The organism is Ponticoccus litoralis, assembly GCF_039769985.1.
Taxonomy (GTDB): Bacteria; Pseudomonadota; Alphaproteobacteria; order Rhodobacterales; family Rhodobacteraceae; genus Ponticoccus; species Ponticoccus litoralis.
In genome coordinates, this window is the sequence record NZ_JBDNCH010000002.1 from 3,849,501 (window position 1) to 3,866,340 (window position 16,840).

General features: G+C 69.4%; 13 protein-coding genes, 1 other RNA gene and 5 pseudogenes. 14 read left to right on the forward strand and 5 right to left on the reverse strand.

Annotated features, from left to right (window positions below; genetic code table 11):
- Nucleotides 1-6: 6 nt before the first annotated feature.
- From paaE to ABFB10_RS20195, 11 genes and pseudogenes are all read left to right on the forward strand, one after another.
- Nucleotides 7-1,083, forward strand: coding sequence for a 1,2-phenylacetyl-CoA epoxidase subunit PaaE (gene paaE / locus ABFB10_RS20140; RefSeq protein WP_347167873.1), 1,077 nt, complete (start codon nt 7-9; stop codon nt 1,081-1,083).
- The gene (locus ABFB10_RS20145) at nt 1,073-1,258 is read left to right on the forward strand and encodes a hypothetical protein (RefSeq protein ID WP_347167874.1); all 186 of its coding nucleotides are present in this window, start codon (nt 1,073-1,075) and stop codon (nt 1,256-1,258) included. Before paaE ends, ABFB10_RS20145 begins: the two co-directional genes overlap by 11 nt.
- Entirely contained in the window at nt 1,255-2,019 is a 765-nt protein-coding gene (locus ABFB10_RS20150; protein WP_347167875.1) for a Phenylacetic acid catabolic protein, read from the forward strand. The genes ABFB10_RS20145 and ABFB10_RS20150 overlap by 4 nt, the downstream gene beginning before the upstream one ends.
- 34 nt (nt 2,020-2,053) lie before the next feature.
- The gene (locus ABFB10_RS20155) at nt 2,054-2,281 is read left to right on the forward strand and encodes an N-(5'-phosphoribosyl)anthranilate isomerase (protein WP_347167876.1); all 228 of its coding nucleotides are present in this window, start codon (nt 2,054-2,056) and stop codon (nt 2,279-2,281) included.
- A gap of 73 nt (nt 2,282-2,354) precedes the next feature.
- Nucleotides 2,355-2,703, forward strand: a transfer-messenger RNA (tmRNA) gene (gene ssrA / locus ABFB10_RS20160).
- A 222-nt stretch (nt 2,704-2,925) separates the two neighbouring features.
- Complete coding sequence (locus ABFB10_RS20165) at nt 2,926-3,276, forward strand: DUF4345 family protein (RefSeq protein WP_206564812.1); 351 nt, start codon at nt 2,926-2,928, stop codon at nt 3,274-3,276.
- A gap of 62 nt (nt 3,277-3,338) precedes the next feature.
- Nucleotides 3,339-4,579 (forward strand): annotated as a pseudogene (chrA, locus tag ABFB10_RS24285) (chromate efflux transporter).
- 64 nt (nt 4,580-4,643) lie between these two features.
- Nucleotides 4,644-5,117, forward strand: a complete 474-nt coding sequence (locus ABFB10_RS20180; RefSeq protein WP_347167879.1) for an SspB family protein — start codon at nt 4,644-4,646, stop codon at nt 5,115-5,117.
- Nucleotides 5,118-5,382: 265 nt separating this feature from the next.
- On the forward strand, nt 5,383-6,783 hold the full coding sequence (fumC, locus tag ABFB10_RS20185) for a class II fumarate hydratase (RefSeq protein ID WP_347167880.1): 1,401 nt from the start codon (nt 5,383-5,385) through the stop codon (nt 6,781-6,783).
- Nucleotides 6,784-6,958: 175 nt separating this feature from the next.
- On the forward strand, nt 6,959-7,132 hold the full coding sequence (locus ABFB10_RS20190; protein WP_347167881.1) for a DUF4169 family protein: 174 nt from the start codon (nt 6,959-6,961) through the stop codon (nt 7,130-7,132).
- The gene (locus tag ABFB10_RS20195; protein WP_347167882.1) at nt 7,129-7,365 is read left to right on the forward strand and encodes a ribbon-helix-helix domain-containing protein; all 237 of its coding nucleotides are present in this window, start codon (nt 7,129-7,131) and stop codon (nt 7,363-7,365) included. The genes ABFB10_RS20190 and ABFB10_RS20195 overlap by 4 nt, the downstream gene beginning before the upstream one ends.
- Here ABFB10_RS20195 and ABFB10_RS20200 read toward each other — a convergent pair.
- From ABFB10_RS20200 to ABFB10_RS20210, 3 genes and pseudogenes are all read right to left on the reverse strand, one after another.
- A complete protein-coding gene (locus ABFB10_RS20200) occupies nt 7,362-8,474 on the reverse strand; it encodes an ABC transporter ATP-binding protein (protein WP_347168077.1) in 1,113 nt (370 codons plus the stop codon). The two genes, ABFB10_RS20195 and ABFB10_RS20200, sit on opposite strands and share 4 nt — an antisense overlap.
- 136 nt (nt 8,475-8,610) lie before the next feature.
- Nucleotides 8,611-9,154 (reverse strand): annotated as a pseudogene (locus ABFB10_RS20205) (RSP_2648 family PIN domain-containing protein).
- Nucleotides 9,151-10,347: an RSP_2647 family RNA methyltransferase gene (locus ABFB10_RS20210; RefSeq protein WP_347167883.1), complete on the reverse strand. Its 1,197-nt coding sequence runs from the start codon at nt 10,345-10,347 to the stop codon at nt 9,151-9,153. Before ABFB10_RS20210 ends, ABFB10_RS20205 begins: the two are co-directional and overlap by 4 nt.
- A 180-nt stretch (nt 10,348-10,527) precedes the next feature.
- On the opposite strand from ABFB10_RS20210, the pseudogene edd reads away from it, so the two are divergent.
- Nucleotides 10,528-12,335, forward strand: a pseudogene (edd, locus tag ABFB10_RS20215) (phosphogluconate dehydratase).
- A gap of 94 nt (nt 12,336-12,429) precedes the next feature.
- Nucleotides 12,430-13,078, forward strand: a pseudogene (gene eda / locus ABFB10_RS20220) (bifunctional 4-hydroxy-2-oxoglutarate aldolase/2-dehydro-3-deoxy-phosphogluconate aldolase).
- Between the two features lie 70 nt (nt 13,079-13,148).
- Here the strand turns inward: eda and ABFB10_RS20225 are convergent.
- Entirely contained in the window at nt 13,149-13,415 is a 267-nt protein-coding gene (locus ABFB10_RS20225) for a hypothetical protein (RefSeq protein ID WP_347167884.1), read from the reverse strand.
- A pseudogene (locus ABFB10_RS20230) lies at nt 13,405-16,190 on the reverse strand ([protein-PII] uridylyltransferase family protein). The gene ABFB10_RS20225 and the pseudogene ABFB10_RS20230 overlap by 11 nt, the downstream one beginning before the upstream one ends.
- A 63-nt stretch (nt 16,191-16,253) precedes the next feature.
- Here ABFB10_RS20230 and ABFB10_RS20235 point away from each other — a divergent pair.
- Nucleotides 16,254-16,832 (forward strand): NAD(P)H-dependent oxidoreductase, encoded by a 579-nt coding sequence (locus ABFB10_RS20235; RefSeq protein WP_347167885.1) that lies wholly within the window; start codon nt 16,254-16,256, stop codon nt 16,830-16,832.
- Nucleotides 16,833-16,840: the final 8 nt, after the last annotated feature.

A 16,840-nucleotide genomic window follows, 5' to 3' on the forward strand; every position in this document is an offset into this window, starting at 1 on the left:
CCGCCAATGCCTCGTTTCCACCCCCTCGACGTCACCGATGTCCAGCGCGAGACCCGCGACGCCGTCGTGGTGACCCTGCGCCCCCGGGACGAGGACCGGGACGCCTTTGCCTTCACCCGTGGACAATACCTGACCTTCCGCCGCGCCTTCGACGGCGAGGAGTTGCGGCGCAGCTATTCGATCTGCGCGGGCCTCGACGAGGGCTGCCTGAAGGTCGGGATCAAGCGCGTCGACGGCGGTGCCTTCAGCACATGGGCGAACGAGACGCTGGCCCCGGGCGACGTCCTCGAGGCCATGACGCCCATGGGCAAGTTCCATACCGCGCTCGACGCCTCCACCGCGCGCGGCTACCTGGGCTTCGCGGGCGGCTCGGGCATCACGCCACTTCTGTCGATCATCAAGACCACGCTGTCGCGCGAGCCGTACAGCCGCTTCACGCTGGTCTATGCCAACCGGCAGACCGGCTCGATCATGTTCCGCGAGGCGCTGGAGGATCTGAAGAACGAGCATCTGGGCCGTTTCTCGGTCATCCATGTGCTGGAGACAGAGGCGCAGGACATCGACCTCTTCACCGGGCGCATCGACGCCGAAAAGATGGACGCGCTGTTTCGCCACTGGATCGACGCCGACAGCTTCGACACGGTCTTCATCTGCGGGCCGGAACCGATGATGCTGACCATCGCCGAGGGCCTGCGCAAGCAGGGGCTGCAAGACGGTCAGATCAAGTTCGAGCTTTTCGCCTCGTCCCAGCCGGGCCGCGCGAAGAAGAAAGCGGTGTCGCGGCAAGAGGCGGCGGGGGCGAACAGCTGCGCGGTCTCGGTCACGCTGGACGGCACGACCCGCAACTTCCGCATGGCCAAGGACGGAACCGCGGTGCTGGATGCTGCCATCGCGGCCCATATGGACGCGCCCTTTTCCTGCAAGGCCGGGGTCTGCTCGACCTGCCGCGCCAAGGTGCTGGAGGGCGAGATGGAGATGGAAACCAACCACGCGCTGGAAGACTACGAGGTGCGCGCGGGCTACGTGCTCTCCTGTCAGGCGGTGCCGGTCTCGGACAGGGTGGTGCTCAGCTATGACGAATGACGCCGCCACGGGCATGACGACACATCAGGGTATGTCGACGCAGGACCGTGCCACGGGCGCTGCGTTGCAGGACGGCGCCACGGGCAAGTCGACGCATGACCGCGCCAAGGGCGCGAGGCGGGCGGAACGCGGTTGCCGACCTGCCCGCCCCGCAGCCGTGGGGATCACGCCATGACGACGGAGACCGACACCATGGCGCTGGCCGACTACCTCGCGCAGGGCGGCAAGCTGACCTCGCCCGAGAACGTCCCGCCGCGCTACCGGGCCGAGCTGATGCGGCTGATGTCCTCTTTCGTGGACAGTGCGCTGGCCGGGTCGGCGGGTTTCGCGGATGCGATCAACAAGGCCCCCGGCATCAAGGAGCGCATCGCCGCCAGCCGCATCACGCTGGAAAAGGCCGACCACGCCGAGCGCGTGCTGGCCCTGATGGCTGAGTTCGGCACCGACGTCAGCCGCTACAACGCCGCGCATGACTGGGCCGCGCGCGTGGGGCGGGACGAGGATATCGGCGCGCGGCGCCACGGCGGCGACATGCGGCTCTCGGTCTTCCACTACCCGCTGCAGGGCTGGGCCGACGCGGTGACCATGAACGTGCTGATGGGCACAGCCTCGGTGATCCACCTCGAAGAGATGGCCCTTGCGTCCTATTCGCCGCTGGCAGAGGTCCTGCGCGAGCTGCTGCCGCGCGAAAGGCGCCACCTCGAACTTGGGCTCGAAGGGCTGGAGCGGCTGGTCGGGACCGCGCGGGGCGCGGTCGGGGCGGCGCTCGCCTACTGGCATCCGAAAGTGTCGCAGACCTTCGGCCCCGAGACCTCGGAGCGCTACGACCGCCTGCGCGCCATGGGTCTGCGGCACCACCCGAACGCGGACCTGCGGCAGCGGTGGCAAAGCGCCGTGGAAAGCCACCTGCAAGGGCTGGGCCTCGGCGCCCCTTAACCCGGGCTTAACCGTGATGAGGCAGGATTGCGGCATGCCCCCCCTGTCGCCCCTGACGCCGGAACACTGGCTGAACGATCTCTTTGCCTCGAAGGCCGCGCGCGACGGCGCGGTGATCCGCCGCAAGCTGCGCGATATCGAGCGTTTCGTCGGGATCGAGGCCTTCCGGCAGGAAGTGGCGCGGCGCGGCTATCGCGCCTATGAGAACGCCGGTCAGGTGGTGATCTTCTGCAACGCCGCGCCGATCCGCCGCATCGGCTGAGGGGGCGCCGGTTTCTTACAAAGAAACCGGTCCGAAATCTTTGAAAGATTTCGGACCCGCCGGGAGCACTTCGCCCCTTTGCAAGCCGCCGCCGCGCCCCTATATTGGAAATGTCCCGCAAGGGACTATGGGCATAAACGTGCGTGAAATAAGCGGATCGGACCCGGGGCGGTACCCGGCGGCTCCACCATATATCTCTTGTTGGGGGATCATGGGGCCGAAACAGGATCGACGAACGTGTAAAGACGTGGCTTTGTCCCGGTGAGATACCACCGTTATCGGTTCACAAAGTACAATTGCCAACAACAATCGTGCTCCGGTTGCCCTCGCTGCGTAAGCAGTTGGGAATACCGAAATCTAAGTCCTTGCGCCTAGCAGCGTAAGGCGGGGTTCGCAGGCACCTGGCAACAGAAGCCTGCACTACTACTCCCCCCTGTCAGGCCTCCCCGCTCAACCATCCCGCGAGACATATCCCTGCGCGAGATCAGGGCCGCCGCGCCCCTTGCCTTGGCCCCTCCCGTCAAGCCGCGCAGAGGGCGCCCATGCCGCGCCATGGGCCACAACCGGCCGCAACCGCCGCGCCCCACCGTCGTTGACCCGGTCCGACCGCCCGCTAGCTCTGCGGAAACCGGCCCGGAGCCCCCATGATCGACATCCTCATCGCCCTGCTCACCCTGGCCTTCGGCGCCATCGGCTTTGTCGCGCCCCGCTATGCCGCCAAGGCGCTGGATCTGGCGCCGACGCAATCGACCATGGGACTGTCCGAACTGCGCGCCTCTGCCGGCGGGCTCTTTGTCGCCATGGCGCTGACCTGCCTGATCAGCGGCGCGGGCTTCGCCTATGCCATGCTGGGCGTGGCCTATGCCGGGGCCGCGACCGGGCGCGGGATCTCGATGATCCTGGACAAACCGCCGCAACCCAAGGCCGCCGTCTGGTTCCTGCTCGAGGCCCTGCCCGCCGCCTGGCTGATCCTCAACCATTGGCCGGACCGCTGACAGCCCCCGCCGCCCGGCCCCGACCGTCTTGCCGCCGTCACAAAGCCCCCTAATCCGGCAGCATGACCGACCGCACCCTCCTAGTCCGCGTCTTCCTGCGCACCGGCCTTCTGTCCTTCGGTGGCCCGGCGGCGCAGATTGCCCTGATGCACCGCGAGACGGTGGAACGACGCGGCTGGCTGAGTGAAGAGCAGTTCCTGCGCGGCCTCAGCTTCTGCATGCTGCTGCCCGGGCCAGAGGCCATGCAGCTGGCCACCTACATCGGCTGGCGCCTGCGCGGCATCCCCGGCGGGCTGATCGCCGGCACGCTCTTCACCCTGCCCGGCGCGCTGGTCATTGCCGTCCTTGCGGCGCTTTATGCCGCGCATGGCACGCGGCCCGAGACCGCATCGCTTCTTCTGGGGGTCAAGGCGGCGGTCATCGTCATCGTCGCGCAGGCGCTGCTGCGGCTCTCCGCAAAGGCCCTGAAGGGTCCGGTACCGACCTTGCCCTTGCGGCGCTGTCCTTCGCCGCGCTTTTCCTGGCCGGGCTGCCCTTTCCGCTGATCATCGGGTTTGCGGCGCTCTGGGGTGCCCTGCGTCCACCGCCCGCGCAGGACGTGGCGCCAGAGCCGCATCACGGCACCCCCACGAAACCCACCACGCTGCTCTTTTGGGCCGCGCTGTGGCTGGCCCCCCTGCCGATCCTGCATCTGACCGGGCAGGCGCTGCTGTTCGACCTTGCCGCCTTCTTTGCCAAGCTGGCGGTTCTGACTTTCGGCGGCGCCTACGCGGTGCTGGCCTGGATGGCCCAGGAGGTGGTCGAGACACGCCACTGGCTGGACGCGGCGCAGATGATCGACGCGCTGGGTCTGGCCGAGACGACGCCCGGGCCGCTGATCCTCGTGACGCAATTCGTCGGACAGCTGGCGGGGCACCAGGCCGGCGGGCTGTGGTTCGAGCTGGCCGCCGGGGCGCTGACGCTCTGGATGACCTTCGTGCCCTGCTTCCTGTGGATCTTCGCGGGCGCGCCCCATGTCGAGGCGCTGACCGCCCGTCCGCGCCTGCGCGCCGCGCTGGCGGCGATCACCGCCGCCGTCGTGGGGGTCATCGCCAACCTGTCGCTGTGGTTCGCGCTGCACACGCTTTTTGCCGAAACACGCGCACAGCCCCTTGGCCCGGACTGGCCCGTCCTCGCCAGCCTGCGCTGGCAGGCCCTGCCGCTGATCGCGCTGGCCTGGGGCTTCTGGGGCCGCTGAAGCGCGGCGTGCCCCTCGGTGCTGCCGCTTTGCGCGGCGGCGGGCTGGGCAATCGGAGGCCTCTGACAATCCGCCCTTTTCCTCGCCGCCAAAACCAATATGCTGGCGCCGAGAAACAAGGAAAGACGAGATGTCCGACGGGATCGACTATGGCAAACTGATGCATCGTGCCATGCGCGGCCTTATTCAGGAGGTCCTGACAGGCGTTCAGGACAATGGCCTTCCCGGCGATCACCATTTCTTCATCACCTTCGACACCGCCCACCCGGACAGCGAACTGGCGGACTGGCTGTCGGATCGCTATCCCGGCGAGATGACGGTGGTCATGCAGCACTGGTTCGACGGGCTCGAGGTCACGGACGAAGGCTTTGGCATCACGCTGAATTTCGGCGACGCGCCCGAGCGTCTGTATATCCCCTACGACGCCATCAAGACCTTCGTGGACCCCTCTGTCGAATTCGGCCTGCGCTTCGAATCGCAGGAGGATGAGGACGAGGACGAGGATGACGACGGCCCCGAGCCGCCGGACGGTCCCGAGGGCGGCAAGCCCGAGCCGCAGCACCGCGACGCCGAGGTGGTCAGTCTCGACCGCTTCCGCAAGTAGCCACCGGCGGCGGGGACACCCGCTTCGGTGCAAGGCAAAGGCGCCCCTGCCGCCGCCCCCGGCGGCGGGCCTGCGGCGCGACGGGGCGCCCTTGGTCCGCACGACCTGCACCAGATCCCCGGCTTCAAGACGTTGCGCCCTGCCCAGGATGGCTTCTGAAACCGGCCCCGCGAGGGCCTGTTAGCGCCCGTATACCACCGCATACACATTGCCTTTTCCGGGCGGGTGAGTATGACGGGATCCAAACGCATCCGAGGAGACAGGCATGACCGACACCCGCACCGAAACCGACAGCTTCGGCCCGCTCGAGGTTCCCTCTGACAAGTATTGGGGCGCGCAGACGCAGCGCTCGATCATGAACTTCCCCATCGGCTGGGAAAAGCAGCCTGTGGCCGTCGTCCGCGCGCTGGGTGTGATCAAGCAGGCCTGCGCGATGGAGAACAAGGCCACCGGCGCGCTGGATGCCGTGCTGGCCGATGCGATCATCGCCGCCGCCGCAGAGGTCGTCGCGGGCAAGTTCGACGACAACTTCCCGCTGGTGGTCTGGCAGACCGGGTCGGGCACCCAGTCGAACATGAACGCCAACGAGGTCATCGCCAATCGCGCGATCGAGATGCTGGGCGGCACCATCGGATCGAAGGACCCGGTGCACCCGAACGACCACTGCAACATGGGCCAGTCGTCCAACGACACCTTCCCCACCGCCATGCATATCGCCGCCGCCATGATGGCGCGCGACGTGCTGCTGCCGGGACTGACCGTACTGGCCGAGGGGCTGGAGGCCAAGGCCGCCGAGTTCAAGGACATCATCAAGATCTACCGCACCCACACGCAGGACGCCACCCCGCTGACGCTGGGGCAGGAGTTCTCGGGCTACGCCTGCCAGATCCGCAACGGCATCAAGCGCATCGAGCAGGCCCTGCCGGGCATCTACGAGCTGGCACAGGGCGGCACCGCCGTCGGCACCGGTCTGAACACGGTCGAGGGCTGGGGCGAGGCCGTGGCCGCGCATATGGCCGAGATCACCGGCCTGCCCTTCGTCACCGCGCCGAACAAGTTCGAGGCGCTGGCGGCGCATGACGCCATGGTCTTCATGTCCGGCGCGCTGGCGACCGTGGCGGGGGCCATGTACAAGATCGCCAACGACATCCGCTTCCTCGGATCGGGCCCGCGCTCGGGCCTTGGCGAGCTGATCCTGCCGGAGAACGAGCCGGGTTCGTCGATCATGCCGGGCAAGGTCAACCCGACGCAGGCCGAGGCGATGACCCAGGTCGCGGCCCATGTCATGGGCAATGACGCGGCAATCAAGTTCGCCGGTTCGCAGGGCCATTTCGAGCTGAACGTCTACAACCCGATGATGGCCTACAACCTGCTGCAGTCGATGCAGCTGCTGGGCGACGTGGCCGACAGCTTCACCCAGCGGATGCTGAACGGCATCGAGGCCAATCGCCCGCGCATCCAGAAGCTGATGGAAGAAAGCCTGATGCTGGTCACGGCGCTGGCGCCGACCATCGGCTATGACAATGCCACCAAGGTCGCCAAGACCGCGCACAAGAACGGCACGACGCTGAAGGAAGAGGCCATCGCGCTTGGCTTCGTCGACGCCGAGACCTTCGACCGCGTGGTGCGGCCCGAGGAGATGATCGGACCCAAGGCCCGGGACTGAGGCGGGAGGGGGCTCTGCCCCCACGCGCTGCGCGCGCCCCCGAGGTATTTTCAGACCAGAGAAGAGGAAAGGGGCGCCCTGCCGGCAGAGGGGGCGCCCCTTTTCCATTGATGAATGGGGCGGCGGGTCTCTTGGGGATGGCAATTGCCACCGGGCCTCGGCTAGATTTCAGCCCATGACCCAGCCCGTGAACCTGAACCGATTCCGCAAGGAGAAGGCCCGCGCCGAGAAGCGCCGCGCGGGCGACGAGAATGCCGCGAAGCATGGGCGCAGCAAGGCCGAGCGCGCGCTGGACGCGGCGCGGGCCGAGAAGGCGCGGCGCGATCTCGACGGGCACCGGCAGGAATGACCGCGCGGCCGGTCAAGCACTCGCTGACGCTGCAGGGGCACCGGACCTCGGTCTCTCTGGAAGATGCCTTCTGGCGGGCCTTCCGGCGCATCGCCGCCGAGGACGGCAAGCCGCTGAACGCGCTGGCAGCCGAGATCGACGCGGGCCGCGATCCCGGGGTCGGGCTGGCCTCTGCGATCCGGGTCTTCGTGCTGGAGCGCGCGCTGTCGGACAGGGTGAAGAACGCGCCTTAGGACACTGTTCTGGAAGGATTATCCCCGTCCGTCGGGAAGATGAAGCAGCGGTCCCGCCGCACGGTCAGCCAAAGCGGACGGCCCTTTTCGGGCAGGAAGACATTGGGCACCGTGGCCCGCAGCATCTGGCCGTCGTGGTCCATGCGGAACTCGATCAGGCTTTCCGACCCCATGAAACGGGCGCGTTCGACAATACCGCGGGCGGGGGTTCCGGCCCGTTCGGTGGGCAGCGGACCGCTGCCGCCGCGGTCGAAGTCGATGCCCACGTGCTGCGGGCGAAAGACGATCTCGACCTCGGTGCCGTCGGCCACGCCGGGCGCGAGGAAGGGGCCGAAGGGCGTATCCGCCAGCGCCCCCCGCGCCGTGGCCCGCACGATGTTGATATCGCTGAAGAAGGCCATGGCGTCACGGTCGGCGGGGGCGTTGTAGATCGTATAGGGCGCGCCGCGCTGCACGATCCGGCCCGCGCGCATCAGGGCGATCTCGTCGGCCATGCGCATGGCCTCTTCGGGTTCGTGGGTGACCAGCAGGACGCCCGCGCCCTCTTCCTTCAGCAGGTCCAGCGTCTCGTCCCGGATGCCGTCGCGCAACCGGTTGTCGAGGCCCGAGAAGGGCTCGTCCATCAGCATGATCTGCGGGCTGGGCGCCAGCGCGCGGGCCAGCGCCACGCGCTGCTGCTCGCCGCCCGAAAGCTGGTGCGGGAACTCGTCGATGAAATGTGCCAGACCGACGCGGTCGAGCAGCCTGTGCGCCCGCGCCTTGCGCTCGGCACCGCCCCCCTTCAGCCCGAAGGCCACGTTCTCGCCCACGCTGAGGTGCGGGAAGAGGGCGAAGTCCTGAAACATCAGCCCGATCGAGCGCCGTTCCGGCGGCACCCGGAAGACCGTGTCGCAGACCAGCTGGCCGTCGACATGGATGGTGCCGCTGTCCTGCATCTCGACGCCCGCGATCATGCGCAGCGTCGTGGATTTGCCGCAGCCGGAGGGCCCCAGCAGGCAGGTCACCTGGCCGGGCGCGATGCTCAGCGAGACGCGATCCACCACCCGCTTGCCGTCGAAGCTGCGGGTGATGTCGCGGATTTCCAGTGCGCGGTGAGGTCTTTGCTGCAGTCACGGAGTCCGACCGAATTCATCAGATTTTCTTCGTGATAGACGTCCCGGGCGGCGCCGACAACCCGCTGCCGCGCCGCGGGCAGCGCGAACTGTCCCTGGGCAGGCATTTCGCTGGACGGTTGGCGCCCCGCCGCTACCGGTCCAGCGCCTTGCCGAGGCGTGGCAGCCGGGCCTTCTTCATCAGCGCGCGCAGGGTCCAGTCCTCGCCCGACAGGCGCCGGGCCTCCCCCAGCACGCGGGTGGCGACATGGGCCAGTGGCCTCGGGGTTGGCCTCGAACAGGCCCTGCAGGAAGGCGTCGGGATCGACGCGCGACAGGCCTTCCTCGGCAAGCAGGTTGCGCGGGAAATCCTTGGCGTTCATCGTCACGATCACATCCGCCGAGCCCGCCACCGCCGCCGCCAGCACATGCACGTCATTGGCATCCGGCAGCCAGAGCCGCGATTCCAGAGAGGGCGGCCATGTCACCTGCGCCTTGGGCCAGTTGGCGCCGGTCATGGCGATCTCGGCCCGGGCCTGCGCCTCGCCGCCCGGGCCGATCTTGCGGGCCGCCAGCGCCCATTCCTCGAGGATGCGGGCGGACCAGAGCGGTGTGAACAGCCCCTGCCCCGCCGCGCCCAGCAGCATCTCGCGCATCACCGTCGGGTACAGGACGCAGGTGTCCAGCAGGACCTTCACAGGCGGAAGAACAGCGCCTTCAGGTAGCCCGATTCCGCCAGTTGCGGCAGCTGCGGGTGATCGGCGCCGGCAAAGCCCGTGTGGATCAGCGTCGCCCGCCGCCCCGCGCGCCCCATGCCGCGCAGGCAGGCGCCGGTGAAGCTGGCCAGATCGGCGGCATGCGAACAGGAGCACAGCACGAGGTATCCGTCCTCCTTGACCAGCGCCGCCCCCAGCCGTGCGACCCGTTCATAGGCCCGCAGCCCCTTCTCCAGCGCCGGTTTTGCCGGGGCGAAGGCGGGCGGGTCGCAGACCACGAGGTCGAAGCGCCTGTTCTCCTGAGCCAGCGCCTCCATCGTGGCGAAGGCGTCGCCCTGCCGCGTGGCGAAGCGATCCCCCAGCGCCATGGCCCCGGCGCCCTTGGTCGCAAGCTCCAGCGCCGGGGCGGAACTGTCGACGCAGAGCACGCTTTTCGCGCCGCCCGCCGCCGCCGCAAGGCCGAAGCCGCCGACATGGCTGAAGATGTCGACGACCGAGGCCCCCTGCGCCAGCCGCGCCGCAAAGGCCTGGTTCTCGCGCTGATCGTAAAACAGCCCGGTCTTCTGGCCGCCCACGACGTCGGCCATGTAGGTCGCGCCGTTCATCTCGACCGGCACCGGCGCGGTGGGCGCCTGCCCCAGCAGAACGGTATCGGCATCGTCCAGCCCTTCCAGCGTGCGGCCCCGGCCCGAGGCGTTCTTCAGCACCACCGTGCAGCGCGTCACCGCCGCCAGAACGGCGGTCAGCGGGTCCAGCAGCGCGTCGATCCACGCCGCGTTGGGCTGCACCACCAGAGTGTCGCCGAAGCGGTCCACGATCAGCCCCGGGAAGCCGTCGGCCTCGGCGTGGATCAGCCGGTAGAAGGGCGCGCCGTAGACCCGCTCGCGCAGGGACAGCGCCTTTTCGACCCGGGCGCTCATCCAGTCGGTGTCGATCTCGACCTGCGCGCGGTCCAGAACCCGCGCCACGATCTTGGACGCCGGGTTCACGGCCACGGTCGCCAGCTCGGCGCGCTCGTGGTCCACCAGCGTGGCGATGGTGCCGGGGGCGATGCCGCGCGTGCGGCGGTCCATCACCAGTTCGTTGTCGAAGACCCATGGCGCGCCGCGGCGGATCGCGCGGGCATTGGCCTTGGGAAGGAGTCGCAGGACGGGGCGGTCGGTCAGGGTGCTCATGGCCCCGCCATAGCCGCAAACGCGCGCGGCGGAAAGCACCCACGCGCGCCCGGCCCGCTTTCCGCGCAGGACATCCGGGCGGCGGGGCTTTTCCGCCCAGTGCGACCGGTCGGCCTCTTTACTGTTAACGCTAACAGGACTAGGGTGCCGCCAAGCCAGCTTGCAGGATCGGAGGCTCCCATGGCGCTGAACGACACCATCGCCCGCGTGACGGACCGCATCGAAGAGCGGTCGCGCCAGATGCGCGACACCTACCTCGACCGGATGCGCCGCGCCGCCGAGGAAGGCCCGCGCCGCGCCCATCTGACCTGCGGCAACCAGGCCCATGCCTATGCCGCCATGGGTGCCGATCAGGACGCGCTCGCCACCGGGCAGGCGCCCAACATCGGCATCGTCACAGCCTACAACGACATGCTCTCGGCCCACCAGCCCTTCGAGCGGTTCCCGCAGCTGATCCGCGACGCGGCGCGCGCCGCAGGCGGTACGGCTCAGGTGGCGGGCGGCGTGCCGGCCATGTGCGACGGCGTCACGCAGGGTCAGGTCGGGATGGAGCTGTCGCTCTTCTCCCGCGACGTGATCGCGCTGGCCGCCGGGGTCTCGCTGTCCCACAACACCTTCGACGCAGCCCTCTACCTTGGCGTCTGCGACAAGATCGTGCCGGGGCTGGTGATCGCGGCGGCCACCTTCGGCTACATTCCGGGCATCTTCCTGCCCGCTGGCCCCATGCCCTCGGGCCTGCCCAACGACGAAAAGGCCAAGGTCCGCCAGCAGTTCGCCACCGGAGACGTGGGCCGCGATGAGTTGATGAAGGCCGAGATGGCCTCGTATCACGCGCCCGGCACCTGCACCTTCTACGGCACCGCGAATTCCAACCAGATGCTGATGGAATTCATGGGCCTGCACCTGCCCGGCGCCTCCTTCGTGAACCCCAACACACCCCTGCGCGACGCGCTGACCGTGGCGGGCACCGAACGCGCGCTGCAGATCACCAACCTCGGCAACGATTACCGCCCGGTTTCCGAGATCCTCGACGCCGTGGCCTTCGTGAACGGCATGGTCGGGCTGATGGCGACGGGCGGCTCGACCAACCTCGTGCTGCACATGCCCGCCATGGCCCGCGCCGCCGGGATCGCGCTGGAACTGGAGGATTTCGACGAGATCTCCTCGGTGACGCCGCTGATGGCCAAGGTCTACCCGAACGGGCTGGCGGACGTGAACCACTTCCACGCGGCGGGCGGACTGCAATACATGATGGCCCACCTGCTGGACGCGGGCCTGCTGCACGACGACGTCAGCACCGTGGCGGGCGACGGCCTCAGCCGCTACACGCAGGAACCCAAGGTGCTGGACGGCCGCCTGACCTGGGTCGAGGCCGACCGCAACACCCAGAACGACCGCATCCTGCGCCCCGCCTGCGATCCCTTCCAGAAGACCGGCGGGCTGAAGCAGCTCTCCGGCAACCTCGGACAGGGCATGATCAAGGTCTCAGCCGTCGCCCCCGAACGCCACGTGATCGAGGCAAAGGCCCGCGTCTTCCAGGACCAGGAGGCCGTCAAGACCGCCTTCAAGGCCGGGGAATTCACCGAGGACACGGTGGTTGTCGTCCGCTTCCAGGGGCCAAGCTCCAACGGCATGCCGGAACTGCACGGCCTGACCCCCACCCTCGCCGTGCTGCAGGACCGCGGGCTGAAGGTCGCGCTGGTCACCGACGCTACCGCATGTCCGGTGCCTCGGGAAAGGTTCCCGCCGCCATCCACGTCTCGCCAGAGGCGGCGCATGGCGGCCCTCTCGCCCGGGTCCGCGACGGGGACGTGATCCGCGTCGACGCCACGACGGGCACCATCGACTGCCTCGCGCCGGACTTCGACAGCCGCGACCCCGCCACCGCCGACCTCTCCGGCAATGGCCATGGCGTCGGGCGCGAGCTCTTTGCCGCCTTCCGCCAGAACGTGGGCCTTGCCTCCAATGGCGCCGCCGTGGTGGTGTGACCCCGAATCCCGTGCACCCCGCCCGGTTTCTTCTGTCCCTAAATATCCCCGCCGGAGGCTCCCGCCCCCGGCCAAGCAACGCAAAGGCCCGCCCATGATCACCCCCGAAGCCGCCTCCGCCGAGGCCGAGAAACTCCTGCCGCCTCGCCCCGGTGATCCCCGTCCTTGTCGTCGATGACGCCGCGCAGGCCGAAGGCCTGGCCGGGGCGCTGGTCAGGGGCGGCCTGCCGGTGCTCGAGGTGACGCTACGCACCCCCGCCGCGCTCGACGTGATCCGCGAGATGGCCGTGGTCGCGGGCGGCGTCGTCGGCGCGGGGACCCTGCTGACGCCGAAGGACGTGCAGAACGCCGTCGACGCGGGCGCGCAGTTCGGCGTCTCGCCGGGCGCCACCGACACCGTCCTCTCGGCCTGCGAAGAGGCAGGCCTGCCGCTGCTGCCCGGCGCCGCCACCTCCTCCGAGGTCATGCGCCTGCTGGAACGCGGCTATACCGTGCAGAAGTTCTTTCCCGCCGAGGCCAATGGCGGCGCGCCCGCGCTCAAGGCCATCGGCGCGCCGATCCCGCAGGTGACATTCTGCCCCACCGGCGGCGTCAGCATGGCCAACGTGGCCGACTACCTGTCGCTGTCCAACGTGCTGTGCTGCGGCGGCAGCTGGGTCGCCCCCAAGGACCGGGTGGCCGCCGGCGACTGGGGTGCCATCGAGAGACTGGCCGCCGAGGCCGCCGCCCTGCCCCGCCCCTGAGGCCCGCGCGTTTTCCGACCGGGAAACGGCCCGGAAATTTTGGAAATTTCCGCCCCCGCCGGATGCCGCCTCAGTGCTCCGGCGGTCGGCGCCCGCGCCAGCCGCCGCGGCGCCCGCCCTGTATCGGCTGCCCCGCCTCGCGCAGCACCGCCGTCATCGGGTGCCCCTCGACCCCGTGGCGGTCCAAAAGCGCACGCAGCGCCGCGGCCTGATCGACATCGGCGGGCAGCGACAGCGCCCAGTCGAGGAAGATCGACCGGCATTCCCCCGGCCCGATCCCCTCGATCCGGTAGGCCTCTGCGATCAGCCCCTTGGCATCGAAGCCATCACCCTTCATGCGCGTCCGCCCCCCGTTCCTCCGGCAAAATCCTGTCGAGGATCGCCGCCGCCGCCGCCGTGCGCTGCTCCAGTTCCGGCAGAAGGCCGTCGAAGCGCGACACGCCGCCCAGCCGCTCCATCAGGGCCCGCCCCCCGGCGCCCAGCCGCTCCGGGTCCAGCGCCGCATCGCTCAGAAGCTGCGCCCCGGTCTGCACGGAGGTGCACAACGCATAGGCCGCGACCAGCGTTTCGCGGTCCTGCGGGTCGATCCACGCCGCCCCGCGCAGCGCCCGCGGCACCTGCCGCACCGCCTTGCCCGACAGCAGGGATGCGCTTTGCGCCAGCAACTCGATCTCCTGCATCCGTCCGCGTCCGATCTTGGCATCCCGTGGATCGCCCTTGCCCTTCGCCGCGGCGATCCGCCGCCGCATCCCAGCCAGCGCCGTGAGGATCTCGACCCGGTCCCGCGGCTGGCCCAGGATCTCGCGCCGGAAGGCCTCGACCTCCTCGCCAAGCGCCGGCGGTCCCGCCAGCACCCGGGCCCGCGTCAGGGCCAGATGCTCCCAGACCCAGGCCTCGGTGCGCTGGTAGCTGGTGAAGGCCTCCAGCGATGTCGCGACCGGCCCCTGGTTGCCCGAGGGCCGCAGCCGCATATCGACCTCGTAAAGCCGCCCCTCGGCCATGGGCGCCGTCATCGCGGTGATCAACGCCTGCGTCAGCCGCGCATAATAGGTGCGCGCAGGCAAGGGACGCCGCCCCTCCGAGGCCTCGACCCCGTCGGGATCGTAGATCACGATCAGATCGAGGTCCGACCGGGCGTGCAGCCGGGCAGAGCCCAGCGAGCCCATCCCCAGCACCACCGCCCCGCGCCCCGGCGCCGCACCGTGCTTGGTCGCGAATTCCTCCTGCACCACGGGCCAGAGCGCCGCCAGAACCGCCTCGGCCAGATCGGCATAGGCGGCGCCCGCCTCCTCGGTCTCCATCAGGCCGCGCAGCAGGTGCACGCCGATGCGGAAGTGCCAGTCCTTCTGCCAGCGCCGCGCCTGGTCCAGCCGGGTCTCGTAATCGGTCTCCTGCGCCAACCTGTCGCGCAGCGCCTCCGTCAGCGCCACCCGGCCCGGCCAGGGCGCGAAGAAATCCCCCGCGATCACCGCATCGAAGACCGAGGCATTGCGCGCAAGGTAATGCGCCAGATCCGGCGACGTCCCGGCGATATCCGCCAGCAGATCCAGCAGCTGCGCGTTCGAGATCCAGCAGCGAAAAGACCTGCACCCCGGCGGGCAGCCGCGACAGGAAGCCGTCGAAGGCGGTCAGCGCCTCTTCGGGCCGCGCCGCCTCTGCCAGACGGCGCAGGATCTCGGGCTTCAACCGCTTGAAGATCTCCACCGCGCGCGACGAACGCAGACAGGGATAGGTCGGCCAGCGCGAGGGCAACTCGCTGTTCTCGAAGACCTCGGGCGTCTCGACGCTGCCGCGCGCATCGGGGGCGAAGAAGCCCTCGGTCAGCTCATGCACCTCGGTCAGCCGCGCGCGCAGCTCCTTCTGCCAGGGGTCCAGCTCCACCCCCATCAGGCAGGCCAGCCGCGCCATGCCCTCGGGCGCCTCGGGCAGCGTATGGGTCTGCGCGTCGTTGACCATCTGCACCCGGTGCTCCACCTCGCGGTGCGCCCGGTAATGCTCGGCCAGCTTCTCCGAGACCCCGGCGGGAAGCCAGCCCTTCTCGGTCAGCCGCGCCAGCCCCTCGACGGTGCCGCGCGCCCGCAGGTCCGGGTCGCGTCCACCCGCGATCAACTGGCGGGTCTGGGTGAAGAACTCGATTTCGCGGATGCCGCCGCGGCCCAGCTTCATGTTGTGGCCCGGCAGGGCAATGCGCCCGTGGCGCCCCTTGTGCTCGCGGATCTTCAGCCGCATGTCATGGGCGTCCTGGATGGCGGCGAAGTCCAGATGCCGCCGCCAGACGAAGGGGCGCAGCGCCTGCAGGAAGCGGTCTCCGGCGGCGAAATCCCCGGCGCAGACCCGGGCCTTGATGTAGGCCGCCCGCTCCCGAGGTCCGGCCAAGGCTTTCGTAGTAGCGTTCCGCCGCCTCCATCGCCATGCAGACCGGCGTGACGGCGGGATCCGGGCGCAGCCGCAGGTCGGTGCGGAAGACATAGCCCTCGCCGGTCAGGTCGTTCAGCGTGGCGGCCATCCGGCGCGTCGCCCGGACAAGACTGGCGCGCGCATCGTGATAATCGTCGCGGTCGTAGCGGGTTTCGTCGAAAAGGCAGATCAGGTCGATGTCGCTGCTGTAGTTCAGCTCATGCGCGCCCATCTTGCCCATGGCGAAGACGGCGATGCCCCCGGCCTGCTCCACCGCGCTGTCGTCGGCGCCCGGCAGCTTGCCGCGCTTCACCTCCTGCGCGACGGCGGCGCGCAGCGCCAGGCCCACGGCCACGTCGGCGAAATCCGTCAGCGTGGCGGTCACCCGCTCCAGCGGCCAGGCGCCGCCAAGGTCGCCAAGCGCGGTCAGCAGCGCCACCCGCCGCTTGGCCTGCCGCAGCGCCACGGGCAGATCGCCGGTACCCTCCAGCCCCTCGAACAGCGCCGCAAGCGCGCCGTCCATGTCCTCGACCGCGCCTTCCAGCCAATCCGCCTCGCGCTGGATCAACCCAAGCAGATAGGGGCTGGAGCCGCCCGTCCCCTCCAGCAGGTCGGCCAGCGGGCCAGAGGCGAAGGGCGCGGCGGCCCGCGCCTCTGCCCCCCGGTCGGTGTCGAAGGCAAAGGGCGTGCGGGTGATGTGATCGGTCAGTCTCATGGCGCGCAGATGGCCATGCGACCGCCCGCTTGGCAAGCCCGCAGGGCTCTGCCACAAAGCGGCATGAAGATCCGCCTGATCCTTGCGCACCCGCTGCAAGACAGCCTGAACGCCCGCCTCGCAGCCCATGTCGGCGCGCGGCTGAGGGCGATGGGCCACGACCTCGCTGTGACGGACCTCTATGCCGAGGGCTTCGCGCCGGTGCTGACCGCCAGCGAGCGCGCGCGCTATTACGGCGCGCCGTTCGAGGATCGCGCCGGGCTGGCCGGGGTTGAGGGCCTCGTGCTGGTCTTCCCGACATGGTGGTTCGGCCTGCCCGCGATCCTCAAGGGCTGGATCGACCGCAGCTTTCTGCCCGGCGTGGCCTATGACCACGCGCCCGGGGGCGGTGCCATGGTGCCGCGCCTGACCAACCTGACCCGCGTCATGGCGATCACCACCCTGGGCGCGCCCTGGTGGTACGACCGCCTCATTGCCCGCCGGCCGGTACACAAGGCGCTGAAATGGGGCGTGATCCGCCCCGTCGCCCCACGCGCCCGCTTTGCCATGGCCGCGCTCCACCGGGCCGAGACCGCGACCGAGCCCCGCATCGCAGGTTTCGAGAGCCGCCTTTCACGGCGCCTCACCCGTCACTTCAGCTAGGAAAGACC